Below are 24,966 nucleotides of genomic sequence, written 5' to 3' on the forward strand. Positions count from 1 at the left end.
GACGCAACCTCATTGCTTTGAACAAAGAATGCTAGCGCCTTACGCGCGGCTACCCCCTCTGGCCTGCCGGCCATCTCCCCCTCGAGGGGGAGATCCGCAGCTTCACCATCACCTTTTGAACTATCGTCACGATTGCTGCACTATATCAGAGCATAAGCCGCGGGATGGCCGGGGAGAGACGAGCGTTTGAAGGAAACGAAAATCCAGAAACCGGGGCAGCGCCTGTTCGGTCTGTCGACGCCGCTCAGAGCCGCCGTCATCCCACCGCTCTCGGCGGCGCGCTGGCTGCTGGTGCTGATCGTTGCCGCCGGCGTCTATTTCTTCCACGGCTTCCTGTTCCCGGTGCTGGCCGCGCTGGTCATCGCCTTCGCAAGCTGGCCGCTTTACCGGCGGCTTTTGGCCGGTGTCGGCGGCAACCGCACCATCGCCGCCACCTTCGCCATATTGTTCATCCTTGCCTTCCTGGTCATACCGATCGCGCTCGCGGGCACCTACGCCATCAACGAGGTGCGCGAATGGGTCGGCTGGGCGATCGAGACCAACCGGCACGGCGCCCCGACACCGCACTGGATCGCCACGCTGCCTATCGTAGGAGAATGGCTGAACCAGCAATGGACGACCAATCTCGGCCATCCCGGCGGCATCGGCGAACTGATCCAACTGGTCAGCGGCGCCAATATCGGCAGCATCTATCGCGGCGTCCTTGCCGCTGGCGGCAGCGCCTTCGGCCTGCTTTTGACGCTTTTGTTCATGATGATCGCGCTGTTCTTCGCCTATCGCGACGGCGAGCATTTCGCGGGCCAGGTCGATCGCCTGGGCGAGCGCATCCTGCCGACGAGGTGGGAGCGCATCTCGCGGGTCGTGCCGGCGACCATTTCCTCGACCGTGACCGGCATGACCGTCATCGCCATCGGCGAGGGATTGGTGCTCGGCATCGCCTACTGGCTGGCCGGCGTGCCGTCGCCCGTGACGCTTGGCGCGCTCACCGGGGTCATGGCGCTGATTCCCGGCGGGGCACCGCTGTCCTTCACGCTGGTTTCGATCTATCTCGCTGCCAGCGGCTCACCGGTGGCCGGCCTGGCTTTGTTCATCTGGGGGACGGTCGAACTGTTCATCGTCGACAAGACATTGCGACCGAAGCTCGTCGGCGGGCCGATAAAACTGCCCTTCCTGCCGACCTTTTTCGGCCTGATCGGCGGCGTCAAGACGATGGGCTTTCTCGGCCTGTTCATCGGCCCGGTGCTGATGGCACTGCTGGTGGCGATCTGGCGCGAATGGCTGCGCGAGGTGGAAATGATGGACGAGATGCCTGCTTCCCCTGAACAGGAAGGCTCGCCGTCGCTGATCGAGATCGACGGCGAGGCGAAGAAGATTCAGGCCGGATGACGCACCGCAAGGGCGGCGCGGCGCCTGCGTCCGTCATGCAACTGCCACACCGAATGGACCACCAATGTGACGATCAGGATCGCGCCGCCGATCAGGCTGTTGCGTGACGGCGTTTCGGAAAAGATCAGCCATACCCACACCGGTGCCAGCACGGTCTCCAGAAGGTAGAACATCGCCACTTCCGGTCCGGAGATGTATTTGGGGCCGGCCGCCAGGCAGAAGAACGAAATCGGCATGATCACGGCGCCATTAAAGATGATCCACCAGGGCGCGCTCACATGGATGCCTTCACCTGACACCATGAAGGCCGCCAGCACGAGCGACGGAACCACCCCGACGAGCGCCGTGAAGCCCATGTCCTTGCCGCTGGCCCGCGAAATGGTGATGGCCACGGAAATGAAGAAGGCCGAACACAGCGCCATGAAATTGCCGAACAGGTGTCCGGTGCCGACAGATCCGCCGACGATTACCAGCACACCGAGGATCATGACCAGCATCGCCGCGAGCGTCACCGCCCGCGGCTTTTCCTGGAGAAACAACCAGGACAAGAGCGCGGCGAACACCGTGTTGAAGGCCAGGATGAACACCAGGTCGGCGGTCGAGGTGTAGAAGACGGCGGTGACGAACGTGATCGAGGTCAGCCCGTAGCATATCGCGGCCGCAAGTCCCGACCAGCCTGGAATGAGCTGAGGCGCGTTTCGGCTGAGCGCCCGCCAGACAGCCCAGATGATCATTGCGGCGATGAAGGTGGCGGCCCCGCGCAAGAGCAGGATCGTCCATGCGCCGCCATCGGCGAGGCGGATCAGCGGAATGTCGAGGGTCAGCGTCAGGCCGCCAATGGCGGTTATCAGAAGGCCCTTCTGGTGGTCGCTGTGGGACGTCATTTGCAAACTTTCGTAATGAAATACAGATGGGACAGCCGATCGGCGCAATGACGCACTCTCCCGCCAAGCGGCTGAAAGACCAGCATCCCCTGCGTTGAAACAGTTAAACGTGGATCTTGGAAAAACTCAGCGTGAGACCGCTTCGTTGGTGTAGCGCTCCCAGCCCTTCGGGCCGAGATGCTCCTGCGGCATGAAGCGCATCTTATAATTCATCTTGCGCGAGCCGTTGACCCAGTATCCCAGGTAGACATGGGGCAGCCCCATCGCCCTGGCGCGAGCGATGTGATCGAGGATCATGAACGTGCCGAGAGACCGCTCCTCGAAGTCGGGATTGAAGTAGGAATACACCATCGACAGGCCGTCGGCCATCTTGTCGGTGAGCGCCACCGCGATCAGCTCGCCCTGTCCCTTGCCGGTGATGAAAGTATCGGGCCCGCGCCGGCGATATTCGATGACCTTGGTGTCGACATGGGTGTCCTCGACCATCATGGCGTAGTCCAGAACCGTCATGTCCGACATGCCGCCGCGGCGGTGGCGGGCATCGAGATAGCTGCGGAACAGCGAATATTGTTCGGTCGAGGGCTCGGCATTGTGCATGGCGCCGACGAGATCGGAATTGTGCTGCAGCACGCGCTTCATGTTGCGGCTGGCGACGAATTCCTGCGCCAGGATGCGCACGGAGACGCAGGCGCGGCAGGTTTCGCAGGCCGGCCTGTAGGCGATGTTCTGGGAGCGGCGGAACCCGCCTTGGGTCAGGAGATCATTCATCTCTGACGCCTTGTCGCCGACCAGATGCGTGAACACCTTGCGCTCGAACTGGCCGTCGAGATAGGGGCACGGCGACGGCGCGGTCAGGAAGAACTGCGGCGACTGGGTCGGGTGCTGCGTCATCGAGTCTCGGAAACACTCCTTCGAATCGCTCTACCTTTGGCGCGGAAAGCGAAAAATTCAACAGGATTGTGAAGGCGTGGCCATGCGGACGCCTTCACATTTGTGCCGACGCCGCGGCGATGCTTGCGAAAATGCGCCTCAGCGGCCGGTGCGGCTGACCACCGTGCCGAGCAGCAGGTCGTGCAGCGTGCGCTTGCGATCGGAAAACAGCGTCACCAGCAGCACCAGCGGCGACAGGATGACGTTGCCGGCCCAGAACAGCACCGAATGGACCACTGCCGTGAGCCCGTCGATCGGCCTGCCGTCGAGCCGATCGAGCCGGATGCCCATCATCTTCATGCCCGTGGTCGCCTGGTTGGCGCTGCCAAGCGTGTTCCAGATGTAGAGAATCGCGACGGCCGGGACCAGGACGCCGAACAGCATCCAGCCAAGGCCGAGGGTCAAAAGCCCGAGGAAGAACACTAATATGGCGACAGGGATGATGAGCAGCGCGACAATGACATAGTCGATCATGACCGCCAGGACACGCCGCGTGCGTACGCCTTCATAGGCCCTCACGTCGTCGAGCCTGGTATTGATGATTTCACCGTCGAGAACGCGAGCGTTCATGTAATTTCCTCGTAACAGGGGCCTGCTTAGCCTGCGCCCCACCTGCTGGGAAAATGGTAAAGGCTGATGGCGGAATCAAGATCGAGCCTTTCCCGGTGCGCAAGGCGGGGGAAGCGGCCGGCGGGCCGGTTGAATTCGCGCCTGACATGGCGTTAGCTTGTTGCGGCGCACCAAAAGCGCCAAGGGGCAGGGACGGGCAGGATGGATTACGACATGCTGGTCATTGGCAGCGGCCCTTCCGGCCGTCGTGCCGCTGTACAATCGGCCAAACTCGGCAAATCGGTACTGGTCGTCGACAGGGGGCGGCGCCTGGGCGGCGTTTCCGTGCACACGGGCACCATTCCGTCGAAGACGCTGCGCGAAACCGTGCTCAATCTCTCGGGCTGGCGTGAGCGCGGCTTCTATGGGCGCGGCTATCGGGTTAAGCAGGACATCTCGGTCGGAGACTTGGTCGAGCGCCTGCACAAGACGCTCGACCACGAGGTCGAGGTGCTGCAGCACCAGTTCATGCGCAACACGGTCAAGAGCTCCCGCGCCGCGGTGAAATTTCTCGGGCCCAACAGGGTCAGCCTGACATCGGACAATGGCGACTACAGCGAGGTCGGCTTCGCCAATGCGCTGATCGCCGTCGGCACCAGGCCGCACCGGCCGGGCGACGTGCCGTTCGACAAGAGCCGCGTGTTCGACAGTGACGAAATGCTCGAGCTCGACCGCTTGCCGCGCACGCTGACGGTCATCGGCGCCGGGGTCATCGGCGTCGAATACGCGACGATCTTTTCGGCACTCGACGTGCCGGTGACGCTGGTCGAGCCGCGCAACACGATCCTCGATTTCGTCGACCGCGAGATCGTCGACGACTTCATCCACCAGATGCGCGACCGCGGCATGACCATCCGGCTGGGAAGCGCCGTGAAGGAGATTGCCTCCAGGCCCGACCATGCAGAGGTCACGCTGGCCGACGGGCGCACCATACGTTCCGAGATCGTGCTCTACGCCGCGGGCCGCACCGGCAATGTCGGTAGCCTCGGCCTCGATGCGGTCGGCATCGAGGCTGACTCCAGGGGACGCATCAAGGTCGATCCGCACACCTTCCAGACCAGCGTGCCCAACATTTACGCCGCCGGCGACGTGATCGGCTTTCCGAGCCTGGCCTCCACCTCGATGGAGCAGGGCCGGGTAGCCGCGTGCCATGCTTTCGGCGTGACATTGCCGCCGCCGCCGGAAACCTTTCCTTATGGCATTTACGCGGTGCCCGAGATCTCCACCGTCGGCCAATCCGAGGAACAGGTGCGCGAGAGCGGCGCCGCCTACGAGGTTGGCGTGGCCCGTTTCCGCGAGACCTCGCGGGGCCACATCATGGGCGTCAACACCGGCTTCCTGAAGCTTCTGTTCTCGATCGAGACACGCCGCTTGCTCGGCGCGCATATCGTCGGCGAGGGCGCCACCGAACTGATTCACATCGGCCAGGCGGTGATCAATCTGGGTGGCACGGTCGACTTCTTTGTCAACAATACATTCAACTATCCCACGCTGGCCGAGGCCTATAAGATCGCCGGGCTGGACGCCTGGAACAGGATGGGGCAGGGATAACCCTGTCGCCGGCCACTATTATCCTCACTCCGCCGCCTCCCGTTTGGCCGTGGGCGATCCGGTTGCGAGCAGCAGGGGCAGGCAGAGGACATAGAGCGTCGCGCCCGCGACCCACACCATGCCTGGGAAGACCATTCGAGTGCGAAAATAGAGCATGGCGATGACGAGTGGTCCGAGCACCGAGACCAGGCTCGTCATGCTGGTGAGCACACCTTGCAATCGCCCCTGGTGATCTGCCGCGACACGTGACGTCAGCAACGATTGCAGCGCCGGGGCTCCGATGCCGCCGAGACAGAAAAGCGGCAACAGCGCGAACGCCATCCAGCCTTGCCAGGCCAGCGCGATCGACACATAGGCCGTGCTGTCGGCAAGGATGGCGACCATGAGCGCTCGCCTTTCGCCCCAGCGCTCGGCGATCGGTCCGGCGACGAAACCCTGGGCTCCGGCATGGAAGAGGCCGAACAATGCCAGCGAGATGCCCACAGTGAAAAGGCTCCAGCGGAATTTGTCCTGCACGTAGAGAACCCAGACGGTGCCGCCGACTTCGCCGACAAGGCCGAGCACGGCAAAGGCGCCGAGCAGCGGCAGGAGGGCCGGAAAAGTCAGGGCCCAACGCAGCGGCGCCAGCGGGTTGAACGACAGCGGCTCGCCTGTGCCGCCGACCCGCTCCGGCTCCGGCAGCAGAAGGAAGGCCAGCACCAGATTGATGCCGGTGAACCCTGTCGCCGCCAGGAACGGCGCGCGCAGCCAGACATCGCCGAGCAGGCCGCCGAGCACCGGACCGGCGATGAACCCGACGCCAAAAGCGGCGCTCAGATGGCCGAAGGCGCGGGCGCGCCGCTCTTCGCTGCTGATGTCGACCATATAGGCGGAGGCCACCGCCATGCTGGCGCCCGTTAGGCCGGCGATCAGTCGGCCGACGAACAGCAGCGGCAGCGACGGCGCGAAGGTCATGAACAGATAATCCAGCATCGACCCGGCAAGCGACAGAAGCAGCACCGGCCGGCGGCCGTAGCGGTCGGACAACGCGCCGAGCAGGGGCGAAAACAGCACCTGCATTGCGGCATAGGCGGCGAGGAACGCGCCGAAAATCCAGCCAATGTCCTCGACATGGCCAACCTCGCGCAACAGCCCCGGCAGCACCGGCATGATCAGCCCGATGCCGGCCGCGTCCAGCGCCATTGCCGTCAGCACGACGAGATAGGCCCTTTTCATCGAGATGCTTCTTTCCTAAAGTTTATCGGTGATAAGGTAGCGTTTATCACCGATAAATTGGCTGGGCAAGCGAGGTGCATATGAAGCTGGACAAGGCGCTGATCGTGGCGCAGGCGCTCGAGCTGTTGAACGACGTCGGCATCGATGCGCTCTCGACCCGGCTGCTGGCGCAGCGGCTCAAGGTCCAGCAGCCGGCACTCTACTGGCATTTCAGGAACAAGCGCGCCCTGCTCGACGCAATGAACGAGGAGATCCTGCGGCGCGGCCATGGACATCAGGTACCGCTGCCGGGCGAGAGCTGGCAGGAATTCGTACGCAACAACGCCCGCAGCTTCCGCGGCGCCTTGATGGCCTATCGCGACGGTGCGCGCGTCCATGCCGGTACCGAGGCCGATCCGGGCGATCTCGAACATGTCGAACGGTTGCTCACTTTTCCGCGCGAGGCCGGCATGCCTTCCGTCATGGCCATGCGGTTGCTGATGATCGTCGGGCGCTACACGGTGGGCTGCGTCCTCGAGGAACAGGCAGAATATCCGGCCGGCCCGGGTCGAGGTGCAGCGCTCGATGCCAAGGCAAGCGGTTACCCGCTGCTCAGCCAGGCCCTGGCCGATTATCGTGCGGGCGGTCACGAGGCGCTGTTCGAAAGCGGCCTCGACTTGCTGATTGCCGGGGCGCAGGCCGGCATCGCTGAAGGAGGCTGAGCGCGGCGATCCGCGTCTTGCCCGTCAGGCGGCAGGAGCGGGCGGGGCAAGCCATTGCCGCACGATCGCGGCATCGGGGTCGCCGATTTCATGGCCCGAAGCGACGATACGCGCGTCGACCTCGGCGCCGCGCTGGCTGAGCAGCGTTACCAGGGCCGGCGCGAAGGGTCCGTAGGTCAGGTCGGCGGCGCCGGCGACAATCAGCGCCTTGATGCCGGTCAGATCGGTTGCCGGCGTCTCGTCCAGCACCGGCATCGGCCGCAGCAGTGCCGCCCGTCCGACAAGGCCGGGATGGAGCAGCATCAGGCTGGAAACCAGATTGGCGCCGTTGGAATAGCCGAGGAAAGCCGCGCGCTTCGGATCGATCCGGTGCCGCTTCATGGCCTCGGCCATGAAGCGTGCGAAAGCGGCCGTCTCGCGGCGGATGCTGGCCTGCTCGAAGCTGGTCGGCGTGATCCGCTCGAACCAGCGGAAGCCGTCGTCCTGGACGATGCGGCCACGCACGGCGACCAGGCAGGCATGCGGTGCGATCTGCCTCGCCAGCGGCACCAGGGTCGTCTCGTCGACACCTGATCCATGCAGCAGGAACAGGCATTCGTCGCTGGCCCCGCCGGATCCGAAGAAGCGATAGGGAAAGGCCAGATCCAGCTGCGGCAGGCTGTTTTCGACGCTTGTATCGCTCATGCCGTATCCTTTTGATTACATTTCGTTTCACTCAATTTGCCGGCTTCAAAACGCAATATTTTCATGCTCCGCGAAAGTTGATTGAACCGGGCGCATTTCAGTCCGTTTCTGCGCCGATATACTCCATCGCGGAGGAATCGAAGCGGTGCGCCGGGGGTCGCATTGCTGGGCATGAACAACCAGCTTTGAGGCCTTTTGTCGATGACCACCCCAGTTCCAACCGAGCGCGATACGCGCATCGATGTGCTGCGTGCGCTCGCGCTGCTGACGATCTTCGTCGACCATGTGCCGGGCACGGCTTTCGACACCCTGACCTACAAGAATTTCGGCTTTTCGGATGCGGCCGAGGCTTTCGTGCTGATATCGGGCATTTCGGTCGCGCTTGCCTATGGCACGAAGTTCCGCCCGGGAGGCCGGCTGCTCGCGACGCTGAAAATGTGGCGGCGGGCAGGCGTGCTCTATATCGCCCATATCGTCACCACGATGGCGGTAATGGCATTGTTCTGTGCCGCGGCGGTGTTCGGCCGGCGGCCGGAACTGCTGAAGCTGATCAACATCGAACCGCTGATGAAGGACACGCCCGAGGTGCTGGTCGGCATCGTCACGCTCGGCCACCAACTCGGCTACAACAACATCCTGCCGGTCTACGCGGTGCTGCTTTTGCTGGCGCCGGCCTTCTTGCTGTTCATCAGCTACAGGCCGCTTGCAGCGCTGACCGTGTCCGGCCTGCTGTGGCTTGTAGCCGGCATCTGGCAGATCGCCCCGCCGAACTATCCCGAGCCCGGCCTGTGGTTCCTCAATCCGCTGTCCTGGCAGTTCCTGTTCAACATCGGCCTTGCCGCCATGCTGCATGTCAGGCGCGGCGGCGTCATTCCAGCCAACCGCTGGCTGATCGGTCCCGCCGCTGCCTATGTGCTGGCCGCGTTGGCATGGGTGCATAGTCCGCTTTGGGGCCAGGTGACCTGGTTCGACCTGCCGGTGGTGCTGACCGGCTTCGACAAGACATTCCTGTCGCTCCCGCGGCTGCTGCACATCCTGGCGGTCAGCTATCTGGTGGTGGCACTGCCTGCGGTCTCGAACCTGTTCCGCACCGGACCCGACCATCCGCTGGCGATACTCGGCAAGCGCTCGCTGCCGGTGTTCATCGCCGGCACGCTGATCGCCATGGTCGCCCAGGTAATGAAGCTGATCAATCCCGGCGGCCTCGCCTATGACAGCCTGCTGCTCGCCGCCGGCATCGCCATGCAGTTCGCGCTCGCTTTCTACCTCGAATGGTTGTCGACCATCGGGGGTTCGGGGAAAGCCAGGACGACGCAAAAGGACGCCAAGCCCGTCCAGGCGTCGTTCGGTATCTCGGCCGTGGCTAGAGCCAACCGCTGAGGTCGGCGAGTCGGTTCAGCGGCGCGGTGGAGCCGAGGAGGCGCGCACAATCAGTTCGACCGGCAGCAATTGCCGACTGATCTTGCCGTCGTTTTCCAGGATCGCCTTGACCGCAAGCCGGCCCATCTCGGCGATCGGCTGTGCGACGGTGGTCAGTGGCGGCTCGGATAGCGCTGCTTCGGGAACGCCGTCGAAACCGATGACCGAAACATCATCGGGGACATTCAGCCCGCGCGCGCTCAGCCATTCAAGCGTTGCCAAGGCCATCCTGTCCGACATCGCCAGGATGGCCGTGGGTGGTTCGCCGGAAGCAAAGATCGTTTCCAGCCCCGCCTTTGTGGTGGCGGCATCGTTGGCGGTTTCGTAGACGGGCACTTTGGATGTATCGATGCCAACCCGCGAAAGCTCCCGGAAGTAGCCGGTGAGGCGATCGCGTGTCCCCGCATAGGCCGCGGCGCGAAGCTCCTCGGGCGAAATGATGCCTGTCCTGCCGTCGGCGAAAGGCAGCGCCAGCACGGCAAAGCGGCGATGCCCGAGTTCCGTCAGATGGCGCGCCGCCAGGCTGGCGCCGGCGATGTTGTCGACGCCGATCGCCGCGACGGATCCATCCTCCGAATCCAGGTCCAGCGCCACGAAGGGCAGTTTGCGCTCACGCGCCAATTCGACAAGGCGCGAGCCGCCTTCGATACAGAAGACGATGAAGCCGTCGACAAGGGCGCTCTGGATATTCCAGGCAAGCTGTTCGGTGTTGGCCGCCGAGACTAACGAGATACCGGCCCCGGTCGCATCGCAGGCCTGCGAGATACCGGCCATCATCACGCGCGCGAAGGGATCCTCGAAGAAATAGGAGAGGGGCTCCGCGGTGGCCACGCCGATGGCGTTGACCTTGCCGGCCCGCAGCAGGCGGCCCTTGGGATCGGGGCCGGCATAGCCCATCGCCTCGGCCGCCGCACGGACCCGTTCGCGGACTTCTTCGCGCACGATCTCGGGGCGGCTGAAAACGTTGGAGGCGGTGCCGTGCGAAACACCGGCTGCCTTGGCGATGTCGGCCAGCCGGACGGGTCGTCGATTGCCTGCGGTGAGTGACGCCATTTGCGCGTGCCTCCTGACATGCATTTAGCACGTTCCCGATTTGCATCTAGCACTTTCGTTGGATCGATTCAAATTTTGCTTGACCGGCGGCTTCCATAGGCCTATCTTTGAATCGATCCAACTAAGACCTGCCTGCTGGATTAAACCTAGATGGGAGGTGCGCCATGCATCCTGTTAACTATCTGTTCGAAGACATCTACCGCAACGACTGGAGCATCGGGTCGGCCGCCAACAAGTCCAAGCGCCGCGGCGGAACAAGCCCGTGGATTCGCGATCTGCGCTTCCTGGTGGCGCGCAAGCGGAGCTGACTGGCGTGAATTTTTTGCGTCGGCCTATTGGATCGATTCAATTCAAATCAAGAGGAGAAGAGCCATGCATCCCATGAAGCATCTGTTCGACGACATTTATCGCAATTATTGGGGCATCGGCACGGCCGCGGAGCGGCCAGAGGCGCCGCGCCGCGCGACGCTCTCGGCGCGCAACCGCGATCTTTGGATCCGACTTGAACGTCGCCGGGATTGAAACCGGCCGCGCATCTCAGGGTCGCCGACGCACCACGGCGGAGACAGCTATGGTCAGCCAGCCTGCGATGAGCAGGGTGCCTCCGATCGGCGCCGACATCGGAAACAGCCTCGATCCGAGAAAATCGCGGGCGAGAAGATCGCCCGTGAAAAGCACGAGCCCGACGAGCAGCACCAGGCTGGCTAACCGCAGCGGGCGATTCGCGTCGAGGAGACCGACGGCGAGAAACACCGGTGCGTGCATCAGCAGGAACGATGCCGCCGTACCGGTGAAGGCGCCGCCGAGATGTGCGGCGGCCGCCGACAGCGCCACGCCGGCCGCGCCCACGATGCCGGCGGCGAGCACAAGCAGACGGCTGCCGGTCGTTTCGGTCAGGTTCATGTCGACGCTCCTTCGGTTGATCGGCTGGGCAGTTCGTCAGGGCTTGCCCGCTTCCATCAACATATGCCGCGTCCGCCGCGCCTGGACAATCCAGTTGTAGACCGCGCCGAGCGCCATCAGCACCGACGTGCCGAGAAACACCGCCCGCATGCCGAAATGGCCGCCGACGAAACCGCCGGCAAGCGGTCCGGCGACCTGGCCGACATATTGGGCCGAGATCGAAAGACCGAGCACGTTTCCGCCGACGCCGTCGGGAATGTTGTGGCGGATGACGCTGGTGATGCAAGGCAGCAAACCGCCGAGCGCCAGGCCCATCAGGAAGCGCAGCCCGATCAGTTGCCAGCCGTCGGTGACGAAGGCCTGCGGAATGAGCAGCAGCGCCGACACGGCCAGCGCGCCGACGACGACGTTCCAGTGACCGACGCGGTCGGCGAGCCTGCCAAGCCATGACGCCGACAGGATTGCGCCAAGGGCGGCCGCCGACATCACCACGCCGGCAACGAGCGTCACCCGGCTCTGGTCCTCGATCAGCTGCTGCACATAGACGGTGATGATCGGCTCGATCGACATGGTGGCGAAGGCCAGCAGCATGCCGGTCGTCAGCATGGCCACGACCGGACGCTTGTCGGCAATTTGCGACCAGCCGCTCTTCGGCTTTGCCGCCGTCGCGGCTTTGCTTGCTTGCGGGCGCTGGTTCTCCTTGATCAGGAATGTCGTCGCCAGAAAGGCAAGGAAGATGACGCCGCCGGACAACAGAAAGGTCGCGCGGATGCCGATTACCGGCGGCAGCGCGCCGCCGAGCAAGGGGCCGACCAGCGAACCTGCCGTGATGCCAGCGGACAAGACACCGAGCGCCCAGCCGGAGCGGTCCTTCGGCGTCTGCATGGCCACCAATATGGTCGAGCCGGAGGAATAGCCGCCGGCAAAGCCGATCAGCAGGCGCAGCAGCACCAATTGCCAGACCGTCTCGACCATTCCGGTCAGCGACATGCAGATCGCCATGCCGAAGGAGGCGCGCACCAGCATCAGCTTGCGGCCGTAGCGGTCGCCGAGCCGTCCCCATAACGGCGCAACGAGCGCCGCCGCGAAGAAGGTCGCCCCATAGGCGATGCCCGACCATTGCACGATCGCCGCATGGCCCTCGACGCCCAGTTGCTCGACATAGAGCGGCAGGAACGGCAAGAGCAGGGTCATGGCGATGAGCGTGCTGAACGAACCCGCGAAGCAGACGGCGAGATTGCGCCGCCAGTGGATATTGTAGCCGCCCTGTTCCGTATCGTTCTGCGTCATGCCGTGCCTGCGTGTGCCAGGGATTGTTGTGGATACCATTTTGGGATACCAAGTCGGTATCCGTCATGGACCCACAGCCCGACCGCTGTCAATGCGGGCACGTGAAAAGGCAACAACGATGTCGCAGATGCACAACGTCGAACGGCAGCTCCGCGGGATGATCCTTGGACTTGAGATCGGCCCGGGTGAGAAACTCACCGAGCGCTGGATCGAAAGCCGCTTCGGCGCCTCGCGCACGCCGGTCAGGGCTGCGCTGCTGCGGCTCGAAACCGAAGGGCTGGTCGGCAGGGACGGGCGCGGCTGGACGGTCTCGCCCATCAACCTGGCCGAACTCGAGCAGATCGCGGTCTACCGCGAAGCGGTCGAGGTCGCGGCCTTGCGGCTGACATGCGGGCTTGCCGACAGAAGTGCCGTCGATGTCATCGAGGCTATGCTCGTCTCCTGCGACGACGACACTCCGCGCGAGGAATGGCATCGCGTCGGCATGGATTTCCACATCGAGCTGGCGCGACTGTCCGGCAATGAATTCCTGTTTCGGGCCGTCCGCGACGCGATGACCAGGCTTTCGCGCGCCCGTTGGCTGGAGGTACGCGATGGAGCGGCCCTTGGCCGCGCGTGGGCCGAACATCATGCCATCCTGGCCGCCGTGCGGAGCGGCGATGCACAGGAAGCCGCGCGCTTGCTCTCGCAGCATATCGTGGGCAGTCGCGACCGTCTGTTGACGTCGCTGGCCAATGATCGCCGCGGCCTTCGCGCCAGGGGATTTGCCGTCGTGGCGGCATAATGCGGCCTGCAGGGCAGGCCACTCGCCGCCGAAAAAAGGACCACCGGCCCCGAGCCCCACTTTCGGCCTCGCTTCGCGGACGCCGATGGCGTAGGACCGGGCGATGGAAAACAACCGATTTGAAGTACCCGTGACCGTCAAATCAGTCACGGCGGGAAGTACACAGCTCTTACGCTCGGCCCGCGAGGCTTCCGACTATCTCATGAACAGCTGGCCCGGCAAGCGCACCCCCAAGCATCGCGCGGCGCTGCAGGCCTGCCACGATGCGCTGGCCGGCGACAAGCCGGCCATGAACGCAAGGCGCGCCTTTATCGCGGCGGCGCGTGAAGTGGACGTCTTCGTCAGCGACAAGGCGCCGGCCTGATCCAGGCCGGATTGCCGCCGCGCGCCGTCATTCCTCTGTTTCAATCTCGGCGTCAGTCTCGGGTTTCTGACGCTCCCGCGCCGCAGCCTTGGCCGCCAGCTTTTCGGCCTTCTTGGCCGCCTTCTGGCGATCGCGTTCTTTGCGTTCCTGATCGTAATTTGGTGCTCGTGCCATAGCGGCTCCTTTTTTGCTGTTCTTGTGGGCTGACTACGCGTCGTTCGCCTTCCGACGTCTCGGAGCCGGCACCAGGGTTCCTATAAGCTGCTTCGGTCGATCACAAGGTCGGCGGCGCCGAAACGCTCCTTTGCCGTCAGCTGCTGATGCCAATAGGGATAGAGCAGGGGCGGGCGGCTGACCGCGTCGAGGCGATCACGTTCCTCGCCGGCCAGCGTCAGGCTGGCCGCCGCGATATTGTCCCTGAACTGGGCCTCGTTGCGCCCGCCGATCACAAGCGAGCTGATAGCCGGCCGGCCAAGCAGCCAGGCAAGCGCCACCTGTGCGGCGGACACACCGCGGGCCTTACCGATTTCGACCAGCACATCGACGATCCGCCACAGCCGGTCCTCGTCGCGGATTGGCGGTTCGGACCAGCCGGCGACCTGGCGCGCGGTCGGGCTGTCACGGTGATACTTGCCCGACAGCAGGCCTCCCGCCAGTGGGCTCCACACCAGCACGCCCAATCCCTAGTCGACCGAGATCGGCAGCAGCTCGTATTCGGCTTCGCGTGCTTCGAGCGTGTAGTGGATCTGCTGGGTGACGAAGCGCGGCTGATGGCGGGTGTCACTGATGGAGAGCGCCTTCATCACCTGCCAGCCGGAATAGTTGGAGCAGCCGATATAGCGGATCTTCCCCTGGCCGACCAGCGTGTCGAGCGCGGCGATGGTCTCTTCGAGTGGCGTCACGCCGTCCCATTCGTGCAGGAAATAGATATCGATGACGTCGGTCTTGAGCCGCTTAAGGCTTTTCTCGCATTCGCGGATCAAATGATGGCGCGACAGGCCTTCGTCATTGGGACCGTCGCCGATGCGCATGCGCGCCTTGGAGGCGATCAGCACGTCGTTCCTGCGCTTGCCGCCGAGTGCCTCGCCGATGATCTCCTCCGACAGGCCGTCCGAATAGACATTGGCCGTGTCGATGAGATTGATGCCGGCATCAATGCACAGATCGATCATGCGCTTCGCCTCGGCGAGATCGCTGTTGCCCACAGCCGCGAACGGGCCGGCGCCGCCAAAGGTCATGGTGCCCATCGTCAGCGCCGAAACCTTCAGGCCGGAACGGCCGAGAGTGCGGTATTCCATGTCAGTCCTCGCGATTGAGAAGAATGGCCCGATCAGGTTGCTGGATTTGTAGGACAATCCGTGCGGCTTGTCGCCCTCCGGCCCCAGCACACCGATGAGCGGCCGTGGCGTGCCCCTGCAATAAAACCGTCATTGCCGGCCTATACTCAGTCGATCAGGGCGTTGCGCGCCGCCGTCAGGACGCGACCAGTGCGCCCGGTCGTTGCCGGAGGCGGCAGCTTGCAGATGGAGGAACACCGATGAATGAATCCATACCCAAGTCCGGCGCCCGGGACTGGCTGGAAGCCGAACTCGCCGACACGCTCGACGAGGACTATGAACTGGAGATGTCGGAACCGGCGCTGTCGCTGGAGATCGCCAGGATCTACAAGAACGCGCATCCGCCTTCTATCGACCGCATGCAGTATTTTCGCGACCTGATCGGGCTGCAATCCGAGCTGATCAAGCTGCAATCCTGGGTCGCCTACCACAAGAAGAAGCTTGTGGTGATCTTCGAAGGCCGCGATTCGGCTGGCAAGGGCGGCGTCATCAAGCGCATCACCCAGCGGCTCAACCCGCGGATCTGCCGCTTCGTGGCGCTTCCGGCACCGACCGAGCGAGAGACGTCGCAATGGTATTTCCAGCGTTATGTGCCGCACCTGCCGGCCGGCGGCGAGATCGTTCTGTTCGACCGCTCCTGGTACAACCGTTCCGGCGTCGAGCGGGTGATGGGTTTCGCTGGGCCCGATCAGGTGGAGGAATTCTTCCGTGACGTGCCGGAGTTCGAGCGCATGCTGGTCCGTTCGGGCATCACGCTGGTCAAATACTGGTTCTCGATCACCGACGAGGAACAACAGATGCGCTTCCTGATGCGCATCCACGATCCGATGAAGCAGTGGAAGCTGTCGCCGATGGACCTGCAGTCGCGGGTGCGCTGGGAACAGTACACCAAGGCCAAGGAAGAGACCTTCGCCCGTACCAACATTCCGGAGGCGCCCTGGTTCATCGTCGAGGGCAACGACAAGAAGCGCGCCCGGCTGAACTGCATCGACCACCTCTTGCAGCAGGTTCCCTATGAAGAGGTGCCGCACGAGGAGATCACGCTGCCCGAGCGGGTCTTCAATCCCGAATACGAGCGCCAGGTGCTGCCGCGCGAGCTCTACGTGCCCGAGAAGTATTGAACGAGAGTTTGTCCTTCTCCCCGTATAGTGACGGGGAGAAAGGATCTGCACCAAGGGTTGCCAATTCCCACTGTCGCAGACAACTAATTCCTAAGTCCGCTTGATGACGACATGCGTGGCAAGCGGCGTCGCTACTTGTTCGCTGCACGCGTAGCCGAGCTTCGGCATATCAATCCCGGCGAAGAGGTGCTCGCCGGAGCCGAGCAGCACCGGCGAGATCGCCAGATGCATCTCGTCGATGAGCCTCTCCTGGAGGTACTGCCGGATGGTGGCGACGCCGCCGCCGACCCGCACATCGCTGCCATTGGCCGCTGCCCTTGCCTGCTCGAGCGCCGAATGGATGCCATCCGTAATGAAGTAAAAGGTCGTGCCGCCCTCCATGACGATCGGCTCGCGCGCATGGTGGGTCAGCACGAAGACCGGCACATGATAGGGCGGGCTGTCGCCCCACCAGCCCTTCCAGTTTTCGTCAGGCCATTCGCCGCGGATCGGCCCGAACATGTTGCGGCCGAGGATCCAGGCGCCGACATTCTCGAAGCTGCGCGCCGCGAACGCCTCGTTGGTATCGGTTGTGCCGCCGTCGTCTCCGAGCACCATCTTGCGGAAGGTGCGGGTACCGATCATCCATTTGTGCAGGGCTTCCCCGCCGACCCCGAGCGGGTTTTTCAAATCCTGGTCGGGACCGGCGCCGTAACCGTCGAGCGACAAGGTGAATGCGTTGACGCGAAGTCTGGACATGGAAAGCCTCCTCAGACCAGTTGTATTTTGCAAGCAGTTACTTTCTAGCAAACCGATTGCAAATTGCAAGTAGTATTTTCAGCGATCGAGAAGATGCATATCCGTACTTCGCCCATGCGATGTCCAGAGTGAAAGTGGCGGCTGCCGAGACAGCCGCCATACCGGCTCATTCGCCGGTGAGTTCCATGAAGAGCATATGGTTTGAAGGCGCTGGGAGGAAACTATGCTCTCAGCATCTCCGCCACCTCAGGGGCGAAATAGGTCAAAATGCCGTCGCAGCCGGCGCGTTTGAACGCAAGAAGCGATTCCAGCATAGCCTTTTCGCCGTCGATCCAGCCATTGGCGCCCGCCGCCTTGATCATCGAATATTCGCCCGACACCTGGTAGGCGAAGGTTGGCACCGCAAATTCGTCCTTCAGCCTGCGGATGATATCGAGATAGGGCAGGCCGGGCTTGACCATCAGCATGTCGGCGCCTTCGGCCAGGTCCTGCTCGGCCTCGCGCACCGCTTCGTCTGAATTGGCGTGGTCGATGTAATAGGTCTTCTTGTCGCCCTTGAGCAGGCCGGCCGTGCCGACCGCCTCGCGGTACGGCCCGTAGAAGGCGGAGGCGAATTTCGTTGCATATGACATGATCGCCACGTCCTGGAAACCGTTTGCGTCGAGCGCGTCGCGGATGGCGCCGATGCGGCCGTCCATCATGTCGGACGGCGCGATGATGTCGGCGCCGGCCGCTGCTTGTATGACGGCCGCCGCGGTTACCTGTTCCACCGTCTCGTCATTGACGATGAGGCCGTCGCGCAGGATGCCGTCATGACCATGGCTGGTGAACGGGTCGAGCGCGGCGTCGGTGATGACGCCGATCTCAGGCACCGCGTCCTTGATCGCGCGCGTGGCGCGGTTGATGACGTTGTCGGGGTCGAGGATATGCGAGCCGGTCTGGTCGCGCAGCGAAATGTCCACATTGGGAAAGGTGGCGAGCGCGGGGATGCCGAGCTTCGCCGCGCGTTCGGCCTCCTTGACGGCAAGATCGATCGACAGGCGGAAGACGCCCGGCATGGCGGCGATCGGCTCGCGCACTTGTCTGCCGTCGACGACGAAGATCGGCCAGATCAGGTCGTCGACGGAAAGCCTGTTCTCCTGCACCAGGCGCCGCGACCAGTCGGCCTTGCGCATTCGTCGCAAGCGGCGGCTGCCGGTGATGTCGTCGACGCTGCGCGCGCCGGCAGGTTTTGCGGGGGTGAATCTGTTCATCGCCAAAACTCTCGTTTGGCCGGCTTTTATCACGCACCCGTGGTGCTGACCAATGCGACACGTTTGTGCCAGCAATCCGATCGGGTCTCTATTCGGGTTGCCCATTGCCCGAAAGGATCTGCGCCGCACCGCGCATGCCGACGCGGAACGCCTCGTCGAAGCCGACGCCGCGCACTTGCCAGGCGTAGGTCTTGCCGGCCTTCGCCAGCCGCCAGTCGGCGATCCAGCCCAACTCCTTACCGCTCCAGACGATGCTGCCGGAAAGCGCTTGGTCGGCGCCGGCCATTTTCGCAACCGTGTCCAGCTTCGCCATGTCGGCGTCGCGCATGATCCTGTCGTCCAGCCCCGCCTTCGACAGCAGCGCTGCCGTGGGGAAGGTTACCTGCATGGCGATCGGCGCGGCGGCATTGCCGAACGACTCGCGCATCAGCACGCCGCGCTCGTCATCGGCATCGAGCGCGAAATGCTTGACGCCGCGCTCGGTCGACAAGAACACCGCCAGCCGTGGCCTTTCGGTCAGCCATGGCCTGCTGCCGAGCGAAGCCAGCACCGGATCGATCATCGCCGGGCTGTACTGGCAGTAGAGATTGTGAGGCCGATCATACGTGCCCTGATCGTCATGGTTGGGAATGCCTTCCATGCGATCGCGGTAGCGAAAGGCCGCCACGAAGCTGCCGGCCTTGTCGCGCAGCGCCGCCATCTCCGGTTTCGCCGGCAGGCGCTGGTCGCCGGAAACCCGGACCAGAACCGCGTCGAGGCAACGTTTGAAGCCGGCCTGGCGGTTCTTCTCGTACCGACCGTTGACGATGGTCTGCGACTGGTAAAGATCGGCGAGGCTTGCCGCCAGGGTCGGTTGCAAAGCCAGGCAAATGACGATCAGCCCGATCGTCATCGGCACGAGGCGCGCAAATCCAGCCATGAGCAACACCCCTTTGGAAACCCGCTACAGCTGCGCAGTCGCCGTGCGGTTCCCGGCGTTGCGGCCACAACGGCTCTTTTAGCACTAGGCTCCGGCACGAGCCAAGACGCGCTGCCGGCATGCCGGCATTGACGCGGCCATGGCCCACGCTTTAGCACTTCAGTCCCGGCGGAGCGGGGGAGGGATTCTTTCACGATGGATTTTGGCGGAGGCGACGAGATCCGCTTCGAACATCTGGGCCGGGCCGGCATCGTCACGTTGACGCGGCCGCGGGCACTCAATGCGGTCACGCACGGGATGGTCAACGCGCTCGCCAAGGCATTGCACGCTTGGGAGCGGGACTGGAGCGTCGATGTCGTCGTCGTCAAGGCCGAGGGTAGGGCGTTTTCGGCCGGCGGCGACATTCTCCACATCTATGAGGCCGGCCGGGCCGGTAAGCCGCCTGTCGAGTTCTTCGCCGACGAGTATCGGCTGAACGCCCAGATCGCGCGTTTCAAAAACCCTATGTGGCGCTGATCGACGGCATCGTCATGGGCGGCGGCGTCGGCATCTCCTTTCATGGATCGCACCGGGTGATGACGGAAAATGCGCAGTTCGCCATGCCGGAGGTGGGTATCGGCTTTTTCCCGGATGTCGGCGCCAGCCATCTGCTGCCCGATCTTGGAGGTTCCTTCGGCATGTACCTGGCGCTGACCGGCAATCGTATCCGCTATGGCGACGCGTTGTGGTCCGGGCTGGCCACGCATACGATCAAGGCGCAGGACCAGGCTGGCTTTCTCGACCAGCTCGCCGCCACCGGCGATCCCGAATCGGTGCTGCGCGGCTTCTTCATCCCGGCGAAGCGCGAGACGGACAGGCAGGTGCTGGAGGCGATCGCCCATCACTTCGCGCAGGCGTCGCTTGCCGATATCATCGGCAGCCTGGAGCAGGCGGCAGGGAGCGATGAGTTTGCGGCAAGGACGCTGGCGACGATCCTGACGCGCTCGCCGACCAGCCTTCGTGTCGCCTGGCGCCAGATCACTGCCGGCCTGACGCTGCCGATGGATCAATGCATGAAGATGGAGTTCCGCATCCTCAACCGGATGCTCGCGGGCCACGATTTCTACGAAGGCATACGCGCCACCATCATCGAAAAGGGTTCCAAGCCGCAATGGCTGCCGGCAACCCTCGATGCGGTCGACGACGCGGATGTCGATGCCTATTTTGCCTCGCTCGGTGAACGGGAACTCGCGCTATGAGTGAGGTGACGTCCAGACGCGTCGTGCTTCAGCCTTCAGGGGTGGAGGTTATCTTCGCCTGGTTCCAGCGAATCATATCAGGATACTGCCTGCTGTTCGGTATCCTGTACTGGATCAGGCTTATCGGCTTCTATCCCGGCTCGCTGTGGCGCTTCGACCTGATGCCGGTCCACTGGCAGGTGACAGCGGTGATGCTCGCCGTGTTTTTTCCCTTTGCCGCAGCCGGCCTATGGATGCTGGCTTCCTGGGGGCCGGTGATTTGGTTCATCTGCGCCGCGACGGAGATCGTCATGTATGCCGGCTTTCCCGAACTCTTCGGCCACCGCCCGCTCATCGTCGTCTCGCATGCGGGGGTGGCGCTGCTCTATGTCGTTTTCCGCCTCGTCATCTATCTGCAGAAGCGGTCGCCCCGGACCTGAAGCCGGCACGCGCCGCCGGCGATCCGGCGGATCGGATTTCGCCCTGAAATCATTGGCTAAATCTTTAGGTTAATTATCCTTGCTCGAGTGACCGTTCGTTAAGCGTCTTGCGAAACCTATTACCGGTAAGCTCTTGTTAGCCTTGGCGTTTAAGTCGAATTTTATGAGTATTCGATAGTGTCGCGATCAAGGTGAAAAACAAAAAATCACCAGGGCGACAAACGAGAGGCAAAGACAATGATCAATTCGCGTCCGGCGGCAAAGACCGCCAACGTTTCCGACGATCGCCGCGAGGCAATCCGTTCCCTTTACATGGAATCGCTCCAACTGGTCGAGCGCCTGCACCGCCGTCTGCTCGACGTGATCAAGGACGAGTTCGACCGCAATGGCCGTTCCGACATCAACGCCATCCAGGCGCTGCTGCTCTTCAACATCGGCAATTCGGAGCTGACTGCCGGCGAGTTGCGCTCGCGGGGCTACTATCTCGGCTCGAACGTCTCCTACAATCTCAAGAAGCTTGTCGATCTCGGCTTCATCAACCACCAGCGCTCGCGCATCGACCGTCGTTCGGTCCGTGTCTCGCTGACGCCGAAGGGCAACGAGGTGGCGGACGTGGTCGCCGGTCTCTATGAGCGCCATGTCGGCTCGATCGAGCAGGTCGGCGGCATCAACACCGACGAATTCAAGCAGATGAACCGCGCCCTCCAGCGCCTCGACCGCTTCTGGAACGACACCATCGCTTACCGGATGTAAGCCACATCCCCAATCAGAAGCCGCGCCACAGAAGCGCGGCCGCAACAGCGACCTCCAGTCGGGGCCGGTGCCGAAAAGCATCGGTCTTTTCTTTTCGTTGCGCTGGCCGAAGCAAATTGGGGGCCAAGGCCACGTTGCCGCCATATTCCAATGGAACCGAAGATGGCAGTGATGCAGTGGTGAAGACCATGAGTTCACCCGCAGCCGCGTAGTCTTGCGCGTTTTCACACCGAGGTGATGCGGACCATGGTTGGCTAATTGTTAAGATTGCCAATTTTAGAGTGCGGGCGAGATCGCCCGATGATCAACGCAGCAAGTGTTCGAACTGCTACAAATGTCTGGAACGTCCATGAGAACCAGCCGCCGTTTCTTCCTTTCCGGAGCCTCCGCGCTCGCAGCCGCCGTTGTTGCCGGCCGCGCCAGCGCGCAGGACGTGATCGGGGACATCCTGAAGTCCTCGGCGCGCGGCAACTGGGACGATCAGTTCGACGCCCGCGCCAGCGCAGGCGGCAAGGTGGCCTCGACGCTGCCGATCTTCAGCCCGCAGACCGTCGCCTTCACCGAGCAGGCTGTGGCGCAGTACCAGAACATTGTCGGGCAGGGCGGCTGGGTCGAGGTTCCCGCGACCAAGAAATCTGCAGCTCGGCGTCGACGATCCCGATGTCGTGCCGCTGCGCAAGCGCCTGATGGTCGCCGGCGACCTGTCGCAGAGCGCCGGCATCTCGACGGCCTTCGATTCCTATGTCGACTCGGCGGTCAAGCGCTTCCAATTGCGCCACGGCCTGCCGGCCGACGGAGCGCTGGGCAAATATACCTACGCGGCGATGAACGTTTCGGCGCAGATCCGGCTCGGCCAGTTGCAAACCAATCTCCAGCGATTGAAGGAGAAGGCGGGCACGCTTGGCAGCCGTTATGTGCTGGTCGATATTCCGGCAGCGCAGGTCGAGGCGGTCGAGAACGATCGCGTAGTGCTTCGCCATACCGCGATCGTCGGCAAGATCGATCGCCAGACGCCGATCGTCAATTCCAAGATCAACGAGATCATCGTCAATCCATATTGGAACGCGCCGGTGTCGATCGTGCGCAAGGACATCATCCCATTGATGCGCAAGGACCCCGATTATCTCAAGAACAGCCATATTCGCCTGTTTGCGCCAGATGGCAGCGAAGTCGATCCGATGAATGTGGACTGGTCGACCGACGACGCGGCCAAGTACCGTTTCCGCCAGGATCCCGGTTCGGACAACGCCATGGCGTCGGTGAAGATCAATTTCCCGAGCCCGGACGGCGTCTACATGCACGATACGCCGCAGCAGAGCCTGTTCGGCAAGATGATGCGCTTCGATTCCTCGGGTTGCGTACGCGTGCAAAACGTGCGCGACCTCGTCACTTGGATCCTACGCGACACGCCCGGCTGGGACCGTCAGCATTTCGAGGCTGCGATCAAGACCGGCGAAAACACGCCGGTCCAGGTCACCAACCCGGTGCCGGTGCATTTCCTCTATCTCTCGGCTTGGTCGACGGGCCCCGGCGTCGTCCAGTTCCGCGACGACATATATGGCCTCGACGGAAACAACGAGCTGCAGATCACTTCGTCGCTTTAAGCGATTGATTATTCAGGAAAAAAGGCCGCTCTTGAGCGGCCTTTTTCTGTCGCCGTCGCCAAGCCGTTCACACCGCCGCTGACCTCCAACTCTGCGTAGGCGCGCTCCGGCTGGACGAAGCGCGGGCGATTGCGCATGGTCGGCAAAACTGCCGGAATCGGACCATGCAAGTTGCCGTCTTCGTCCTCGTCGTGCTCGTCCTGGTGGCGCTTTCCGGTGCATTGGTGCGGCTGGTGCGGGTGCCGCTGCCGGTGCTGCAGATCGCCATGGGTGCTGCGCTGGCCTGGCCGGCGCGCGGGCTGCATGTCGAGATCGATCCGGAACTGTTCCTGCTCGTATTCATTCCGCCGCTTCTGTTCGCCGATGCCTTTGCTGCGCCCAAACGCGAGCTTGTCGCCTTGCGTGGCCCCATCCTCGACCTTGCCATTGGACTGGTCTTCTTCACCATCGTCGGATTTGGCTACGCCTTGCATTGGCTCGTGCCCAGCATCCCGCTCGTCGTCGCTTTCGCGCTCGCCGCGGTGCTGTCGCCGACCGACGCGGTGGCGGTGTCTTCCATAGTCGACAGGAACATCGTTCCGGCGCGGCTGATGCACATATTGGAAGGCGAGTCGCTGCTCAACGACGCGTCGGGTCTGGTCATGTTCCGCTTTGCCGTGGTGGCGGCATTGACCGGCAGCTTTTCCTTTGCCGCGGCCTCGCTGAGCTTTCTCTATGCCGTGGCTGCCGGCATTCTCGCCGGCATGGCGGCGCTGTTCGTTGCCGCCAAGGCGCTGCAACTGCTCAACCGCATCGGCGGCGTGCCGGCGGAGGCGCAGGTTCTGGTCATGATCCTGGTGCCTTTCGTCTCCTATCTCGGCGCCGAGCATATCGGCGCCTCGGGCATTCTGGCGGCGGTCACCGCCGGCCTGTTGACCGGAGTTTCCGGCATGTTCCGCTTTCTCGGTGTCTCGGCGCGCATGCAGACGATGTCGCTGTGGTCGACGCTGTCCTTCGTCTTCAACGGCGCGCTCTTCATCCTGCTTGGCCTGCAATTTCCCGATATCATCCGTAAGGTGCCGCCGGAGTTGTCCAGCCGGCACTGGATCATCGAGCCGGTGCTGGCAGTCCTGCTGCTGACCCTTTGCCTGATCGGCCTGCGTTTCCTGTGGATATGGATCGGCGACATGGCGGGCGCCATGGCGGCGCGGCTCGGCAAGCGAAAGGCCGAGCCGTTCGGCCTGCACGTGCGGCTCGCCGGATCGGTCGCCGGCGTGCGCGGAGCGATCACGTTGGCCGGTATCCTGTCGCTGCCGCTCACCTTGCAGGACGGCTCGCCGTTCCCGGCCCGCGACGTGGTGATCTTCCTCGCCGCCGGGGTCATCATCTGCTCGCTGGCCATCGCCAGCCTCGCGCTGCCGAAGATCGCTCGCGGGCTGGTCGAACCGGGCGAGGACGCGGCGGCGGCCGAGGAGCGCCGGGCGCGGGTCGGCGCAGCCAATGCGGCGATCGCCAGGATCGAGAGCATCGCCAATGAGGCAGGCGAGGGCGGGGCCGTCGAGGCACGGCTCGCCGTTGCCGACAGCATCGTCGCCGGCTACCGGCGCCGCATCGCCGCCTCCGACGGGGCCGACGAAGCGCGTGCCGAGGCGCGCGAGGCGAGCCGTCTGGAGCTTGAACTCAGGGCGGCCGGCATAGAAGCCGAGCGCGCCGCGCTACGCGCCATGTTTCTCAGCCGCGAGATCAATGACCATACGATGCGGGCGCTGTTTTCCGAGATCACCTTGACCGAGGCTCTTCTGAAGCAGCGGCGCGACAGGAAATAACGGTTC

General features: G+C 63.4%; 24 protein-coding genes and 3 pseudogenes. 14 read left to right on the forward strand and 13 right to left on the reverse strand.

Translation table 11 applies throughout. The annotated features are described in order from the left end of the window. Positions 1-186 precede the first annotated feature (186 nt). Positions 187-1,386 (forward strand): AI-2E family transporter, encoded by a 1,200-nt coding sequence (locus ACIU1A_RS08500; RefSeq protein ID WP_404927077.1) that lies wholly within the window; start codon positions 187-189, stop codon positions 1,384-1,386. Here ACIU1A_RS08500 and ACIU1A_RS08505 read toward each other — a convergent pair. The 3 genes from ACIU1A_RS08505 to ACIU1A_RS08515 all read right to left on the reverse strand — a co-directional run bounded on the left by ACIU1A_RS08505 (position 1,374) and on the right by ACIU1A_RS08515 (position 3,770). Then, complete coding sequence (locus ACIU1A_RS08505) at positions 1,374-2,270, reverse strand: DMT family transporter (RefSeq protein WP_140565175.1); 897 nt, start codon at positions 2,268-2,270, stop codon at positions 1,374-1,376. The two genes, ACIU1A_RS08500 and ACIU1A_RS08505, sit on opposite strands and share 13 nt — an antisense overlap. Positions 2,271-2,396: 126 nt before the next feature. Beyond that, a complete protein-coding gene (locus tag ACIU1A_RS08510) occupies positions 2,397-3,161 on the reverse strand; it encodes an arginyltransferase (RefSeq protein WP_140494092.1) in 765 nt (254 codons plus the stop codon). A gap of 138 nt (positions 3,162-3,299) precedes the next feature. Continuing rightward, positions 3,300-3,770: an RDD family protein gene (locus ACIU1A_RS08515; RefSeq protein WP_140521755.1), complete on the reverse strand. Its 471-nt coding sequence runs from the start codon at positions 3,768-3,770 to the stop codon at positions 3,300-3,302. A gap of 201 nt (positions 3,771-3,971) precedes the next feature. On the opposite strand from ACIU1A_RS08515, the gene sthA reads away from it, so the two are divergent. Continuing rightward, a complete protein-coding gene (sthA, locus tag ACIU1A_RS08520; protein WP_140494088.1) occupies positions 3,972-5,360 on the forward strand; it encodes a Si-specific NAD(P)(+) transhydrogenase in 1,389 nt (462 codons plus the stop codon). Between the two features lie 24 nt (positions 5,361-5,384). Here sthA and ACIU1A_RS08525 read toward each other — a convergent pair whose 3' ends face one another. Beyond that, entirely contained in the window at positions 5,385-6,575 is a 1,191-nt protein-coding gene (locus tag ACIU1A_RS08525) for a TCR/Tet family MFS transporter (protein WP_404927078.1), read from the reverse strand. An 80-nt stretch (positions 6,576-6,655) separates the two neighbouring features. Here ACIU1A_RS08525 and ACIU1A_RS08530 point away from each other — a divergent pair, with 80 nt between their 5' ends. Further along, the gene (locus tag ACIU1A_RS08530) at positions 6,656-7,276 is read left to right on the forward strand and encodes a TetR/AcrR family transcriptional regulator C-terminal domain-containing protein (RefSeq protein WP_404927079.1); all 621 of its coding nucleotides are present in this window, start codon (positions 6,656-6,658) and stop codon (positions 7,274-7,276) included. A 24-nt stretch (positions 7,277-7,300) separates the two neighbouring features. Here the strand turns inward: ACIU1A_RS08530 and ACIU1A_RS08535 are convergent, their stop codons facing one another. Then, positions 7,301-7,960, reverse strand: a complete 660-nt coding sequence (locus tag ACIU1A_RS08535; protein WP_404927080.1) for an alpha/beta hydrolase — start codon at positions 7,958-7,960, stop codon at positions 7,301-7,303. A 201-nt stretch (positions 7,961-8,161) separates the two neighbouring features. Between ACIU1A_RS08535 and ACIU1A_RS08540 the strand changes: the two genes are divergently transcribed. Further along, a complete protein-coding gene (locus ACIU1A_RS08540) occupies positions 8,162-9,340 on the forward strand; it encodes an OpgC family protein (protein ID WP_140560565.1) in 1,179 nt (392 codons plus the stop codon). A gap of 15 nt (positions 9,341-9,355) precedes the next feature. Here ACIU1A_RS08540 and ACIU1A_RS08545 read toward each other — a convergent pair whose 3' ends face one another. Then, positions 9,356-10,432 carry a substrate-binding domain-containing protein gene (locus tag ACIU1A_RS08545; RefSeq protein ID WP_404927081.1) on the reverse strand — a complete coding sequence of 359 codons (1,077 nt, stop codon included), beginning with the start codon at positions 10,430-10,432 and terminating at the stop codon, positions 9,356-9,358. A 164-nt stretch (positions 10,433-10,596) separates the two neighbouring features. Here ACIU1A_RS08545 and ACIU1A_RS08550 point away from each other — a divergent pair, with 164 nt between their 5' ends. After that, a complete protein-coding gene (locus ACIU1A_RS08550) occupies positions 10,597-10,740 on the forward strand; it encodes a hypothetical protein (RefSeq protein WP_140494076.1) in 144 nt (47 codons plus the stop codon). A 73-nt stretch (positions 10,741-10,813) separates the two neighbouring features. After that, complete coding sequence (locus ACIU1A_RS08555; RefSeq protein WP_181167406.1) at positions 10,814-10,954, forward strand: hypothetical protein; 141 nt, start codon at positions 10,814-10,816, stop codon at positions 10,952-10,954. A 15-nt stretch (positions 10,955-10,969) separates the two neighbouring features. Here the strand turns inward: ACIU1A_RS08555 and ACIU1A_RS08560 are convergent, their stop codons facing one another. Beyond that, on the reverse strand, positions 10,970-11,335 hold the full coding sequence (locus ACIU1A_RS08560; RefSeq protein ID WP_140521759.1) for a DUF423 domain-containing protein: 366 nt from the start codon (positions 11,333-11,335) through the stop codon (positions 10,970-10,972). A gap of 36 nt (positions 11,336-11,371) precedes the next feature. Continuing rightward, a complete protein-coding gene (locus tag ACIU1A_RS08565) occupies positions 11,372-12,625 on the reverse strand; it encodes a multidrug efflux MFS transporter (protein ID WP_140557018.1) in 1,254 nt (417 codons plus the stop codon). 118 nt (positions 12,626-12,743) lie between these two features. Between ACIU1A_RS08565 and ACIU1A_RS08570 the strand changes: the two genes are divergently transcribed. Both ACIU1A_RS08570 and ACIU1A_RS08575 read left to right on the forward strand, forming a co-directional pair. Continuing rightward, on the forward strand, positions 12,744-13,409 hold the full coding sequence (locus ACIU1A_RS08570) for a GntR family transcriptional regulator (RefSeq protein ID WP_404927082.1): 666 nt from the start codon (positions 12,744-12,746) through the stop codon (positions 13,407-13,409). A gap of 130 nt (positions 13,410-13,539) precedes the next feature. Continuing rightward, positions 13,540-13,773 carry a DUF982 domain-containing protein gene (locus ACIU1A_RS08575; RefSeq protein ID WP_246670991.1) on the forward strand — a complete coding sequence of 78 codons (234 nt, stop codon included), beginning with the start codon at positions 13,540-13,542 and terminating at the stop codon, positions 13,771-13,773. Between the two features lie 27 nt (positions 13,774-13,800). On the opposite strand, the gene ACIU1A_RS08580 is transcribed toward ACIU1A_RS08575, so the two are convergent. Both ACIU1A_RS08580 and ACIU1A_RS08585 read right to left on the reverse strand, forming a co-directional pair. Then, positions 13,801-13,947 carry a hypothetical protein gene (locus ACIU1A_RS08580; RefSeq protein WP_140494066.1) on the reverse strand — a complete coding sequence of 49 codons (147 nt, stop codon included), beginning with the start codon at positions 13,945-13,947 and terminating at the stop codon, positions 13,801-13,803. Between the two features lie 80 nt (positions 13,948-14,027). Next, positions 14,028-15,071: pseudogene (locus ACIU1A_RS08585) on the reverse strand (aldo/keto reductase). A gap of 239 nt (positions 15,072-15,310) precedes the next feature. On the opposite strand from ACIU1A_RS08585, the gene ppk2 reads away from it, so the two are divergent. Next, complete coding sequence (gene ppk2 / locus ACIU1A_RS08590; RefSeq protein ID WP_404927083.1) at positions 15,311-16,231, forward strand: polyphosphate kinase 2; 921 nt, start codon at positions 15,311-15,313, stop codon at positions 16,229-16,231. Between the two features lie 90 nt (positions 16,232-16,321). On the opposite strand, the gene ACIU1A_RS08595 is transcribed toward ppk2, so the two are convergent. From ACIU1A_RS08595 to ACIU1A_RS08605, 3 genes are all read right to left on the reverse strand, one after another. Beyond that, positions 16,322-16,969 (reverse strand): dihydrofolate reductase family protein, encoded by a 648-nt coding sequence (locus ACIU1A_RS08595; protein WP_140557014.1) that lies wholly within the window; start codon positions 16,967-16,969, stop codon positions 16,322-16,324. A gap of 221 nt (positions 16,970-17,190) precedes the next feature. Beyond that, entirely contained in the window at positions 17,191-18,222 is a 1,032-nt protein-coding gene (gene hemB / locus ACIU1A_RS08600) for a porphobilinogen synthase (RefSeq protein WP_140521765.1), read from the reverse strand. Positions 18,223-18,310: 88 nt separating this feature from the next. Beyond that, positions 18,311-19,141 (reverse strand): DUF2066 domain-containing protein, encoded by an 831-nt coding sequence (locus ACIU1A_RS08605; RefSeq protein ID WP_140728257.1) that lies wholly within the window; start codon positions 19,139-19,141, stop codon positions 18,311-18,313. A 195-nt stretch (positions 19,142-19,336) separates the two neighbouring features. Between ACIU1A_RS08605 and ACIU1A_RS08610 the strand changes: the two are divergent. The 5 genes and pseudogenes from ACIU1A_RS08610 to ACIU1A_RS08630 all read left to right on the forward strand — a co-directional run bounded on the left by ACIU1A_RS08610 (position 19,337) and on the right by ACIU1A_RS08630 (position 24,960). Next, positions 19,337-20,379: pseudogene (locus tag ACIU1A_RS08610) on the forward strand (enoyl-CoA hydratase/isomerase family protein). Continuing rightward, positions 20,376-20,798: a DUF6163 family protein gene (locus ACIU1A_RS08615; protein ID WP_140665439.1), complete on the forward strand. Its 423-nt coding sequence runs from the start codon at positions 20,376-20,378 to the stop codon at positions 20,796-20,798. Before ACIU1A_RS08610 ends, ACIU1A_RS08615 begins: the two are co-directional and overlap by 4 nt. Before the next feature lie 237 nt (positions 20,799-21,035). Continuing rightward, positions 21,036-21,551, forward strand: coding sequence for a transcriptional regulator LdtR (gene ldtR / locus ACIU1A_RS08620; RefSeq protein ID WP_013896002.1), 516 nt, complete (start codon positions 21,036-21,038; stop codon positions 21,549-21,551). Positions 21,552-21,900: 349 nt separating this feature from the next. After that, positions 21,901-23,155: pseudogene (locus ACIU1A_RS08625) on the forward strand (murein L,D-transpeptidase). 164 nt (positions 23,156-23,319) lie between these two features. Then, on the forward strand, positions 23,320-24,960 hold the full coding sequence (locus ACIU1A_RS08630) for a Na+/H+ antiporter (protein ID WP_404927084.1): 1,641 nt from the start codon (positions 23,320-23,322) through the stop codon (positions 24,958-24,960). The last annotated feature ends 6 nt before the right edge of the window (positions 24,961-24,966 follow it).

The sequence above is a fragment of the Mesorhizobium maamorense genome (genome assembly GCF_044998965.1).
Taxonomy (GTDB): Bacteria; Pseudomonadota; Alphaproteobacteria; order Rhizobiales; family Rhizobiaceae; genus Mesorhizobium.

Bases quoted from the DNA above. Each gene is read 5' to 3' on its own strand.
- ACIU1A_RS08505 (WP_140565175.1), bottom strand. From the start codon at position 2,270: ATGACGTCCCACAGCGACCACCAGAAGGGCCTTCTGATAACCGCCATT.
- ACIU1A_RS08510 (WP_140494092.1), bottom strand. From the start codon at position 3,161: ATGACGCAGCACCCGACCCAGTCGCCGCAGTTCTTCCTGACCGCGCCG.
- ACIU1A_RS08515 (WP_140521755.1), bottom strand. From the start codon at position 3,770: ATGAACGCTCGCGTTCTCGACGGTGAAATCATCAATACCAGGCTCGAC.
- sthA (WP_140494088.1), top strand. From the start codon at position 3,972: ATGGATTACGACATGCTGGTCATTGGCAGCGGCCCTTCCGGCCGTCGT.
- ACIU1A_RS08525 (WP_404927078.1), bottom strand. From the start codon at position 6,575: ATGAAAAGGGCCTATCTCGTCGTGCTGACGGCAATGGCGCTGGACGCG.
- ACIU1A_RS08530 (WP_404927079.1), top strand. From the start codon at position 6,656: ATGAAGCTGGACAAGGCGCTGATCGTGGCGCAGGCGCTCGAGCTGTTG.
- ACIU1A_RS08535 (WP_404927080.1), bottom strand. From the start codon at position 7,960: ATGAGCGATACAAGCGTCGAAAACAGCCTGCCGCAGCTGGATCTGGCC.
- ACIU1A_RS08540 (WP_140560565.1), top strand. From the start codon at position 8,162: ATGACCACCCCAGTTCCAACCGAGCGCGATACGCGCATCGATGTGCTG.
- ACIU1A_RS08545 (WP_404927081.1), bottom strand. From the start codon at position 10,432: ATGGCGTCACTCACCGCAGGCAATCGACGACCCGTCCGGCTGGCCGAC.
- ACIU1A_RS08550 (WP_140494076.1), top strand. From the start codon at position 10,597: ATGCATCCTGTTAACTATCTGTTCGAAGACATCTACCGCAACGACTGG.
- ACIU1A_RS08555 (WP_181167406.1), top strand. From the start codon at position 10,814: ATGAAGCATCTGTTCGACGACATTTATCGCAATTATTGGGGCATCGGC.
- ACIU1A_RS08560 (WP_140521759.1), bottom strand. From the start codon at position 11,335: ATGAACCTGACCGAAACGACCGGCAGCCGTCTGCTTGTGCTCGCCGCC.
- ACIU1A_RS08565 (WP_140557018.1), bottom strand. From the start codon at position 12,625: ATGACGCAGAACGATACGGAACAGGGCGGCTACAATATCCACTGGCGG.
- ACIU1A_RS08570 (WP_404927082.1), top strand. From the start codon at position 12,744: ATGTCGCAGATGCACAACGTCGAACGGCAGCTCCGCGGGATGATCCTT.
- ACIU1A_RS08580 (WP_140494066.1), bottom strand. From the start codon at position 13,947: ATGGCACGAGCACCAAATTACGATCAGGAACGCAAAGAACGCGATCGC.
- ppk2 (WP_404927083.1), top strand. From the start codon at position 15,311: ATGAATGAATCCATACCCAAGTCCGGCGCCCGGGACTGGCTGGAAGCC.
- ACIU1A_RS08595 (WP_140557014.1), bottom strand. From the start codon at position 16,969: ATGTCCAGACTTCGCGTCAACGCATTCACCTTGTCGCTCGACGGTTAC.
- hemB (WP_140521765.1), bottom strand. From the start codon at position 18,222: ATGAACAGATTCACCCCCGCAAAACCTGCCGGCGCGCGCAGCGTCGAC.
- ACIU1A_RS08605 (WP_140728257.1), bottom strand. From the start codon at position 19,141: ATGGCTGGATTTGCGCGCCTCGTGCCGATGACGATCGGGCTGATCGTC.
- ACIU1A_RS08615 (WP_140665439.1), top strand. From the start codon at position 20,376: ATGAGTGAGGTGACGTCCAGACGCGTCGTGCTTCAGCCTTCAGGGGTG.
- ldtR (WP_013896002.1), top strand. From the start codon at position 21,036: ATGATCAATTCGCGTCCGGCGGCAAAGACCGCCAACGTTTCCGACGAT.
- ACIU1A_RS08630 (WP_404927084.1), top strand. From the start codon at position 23,320: ATGCAAGTTGCCGTCTTCGTCCTCGTCGTGCTCGTCCTGGTGGCGCTT.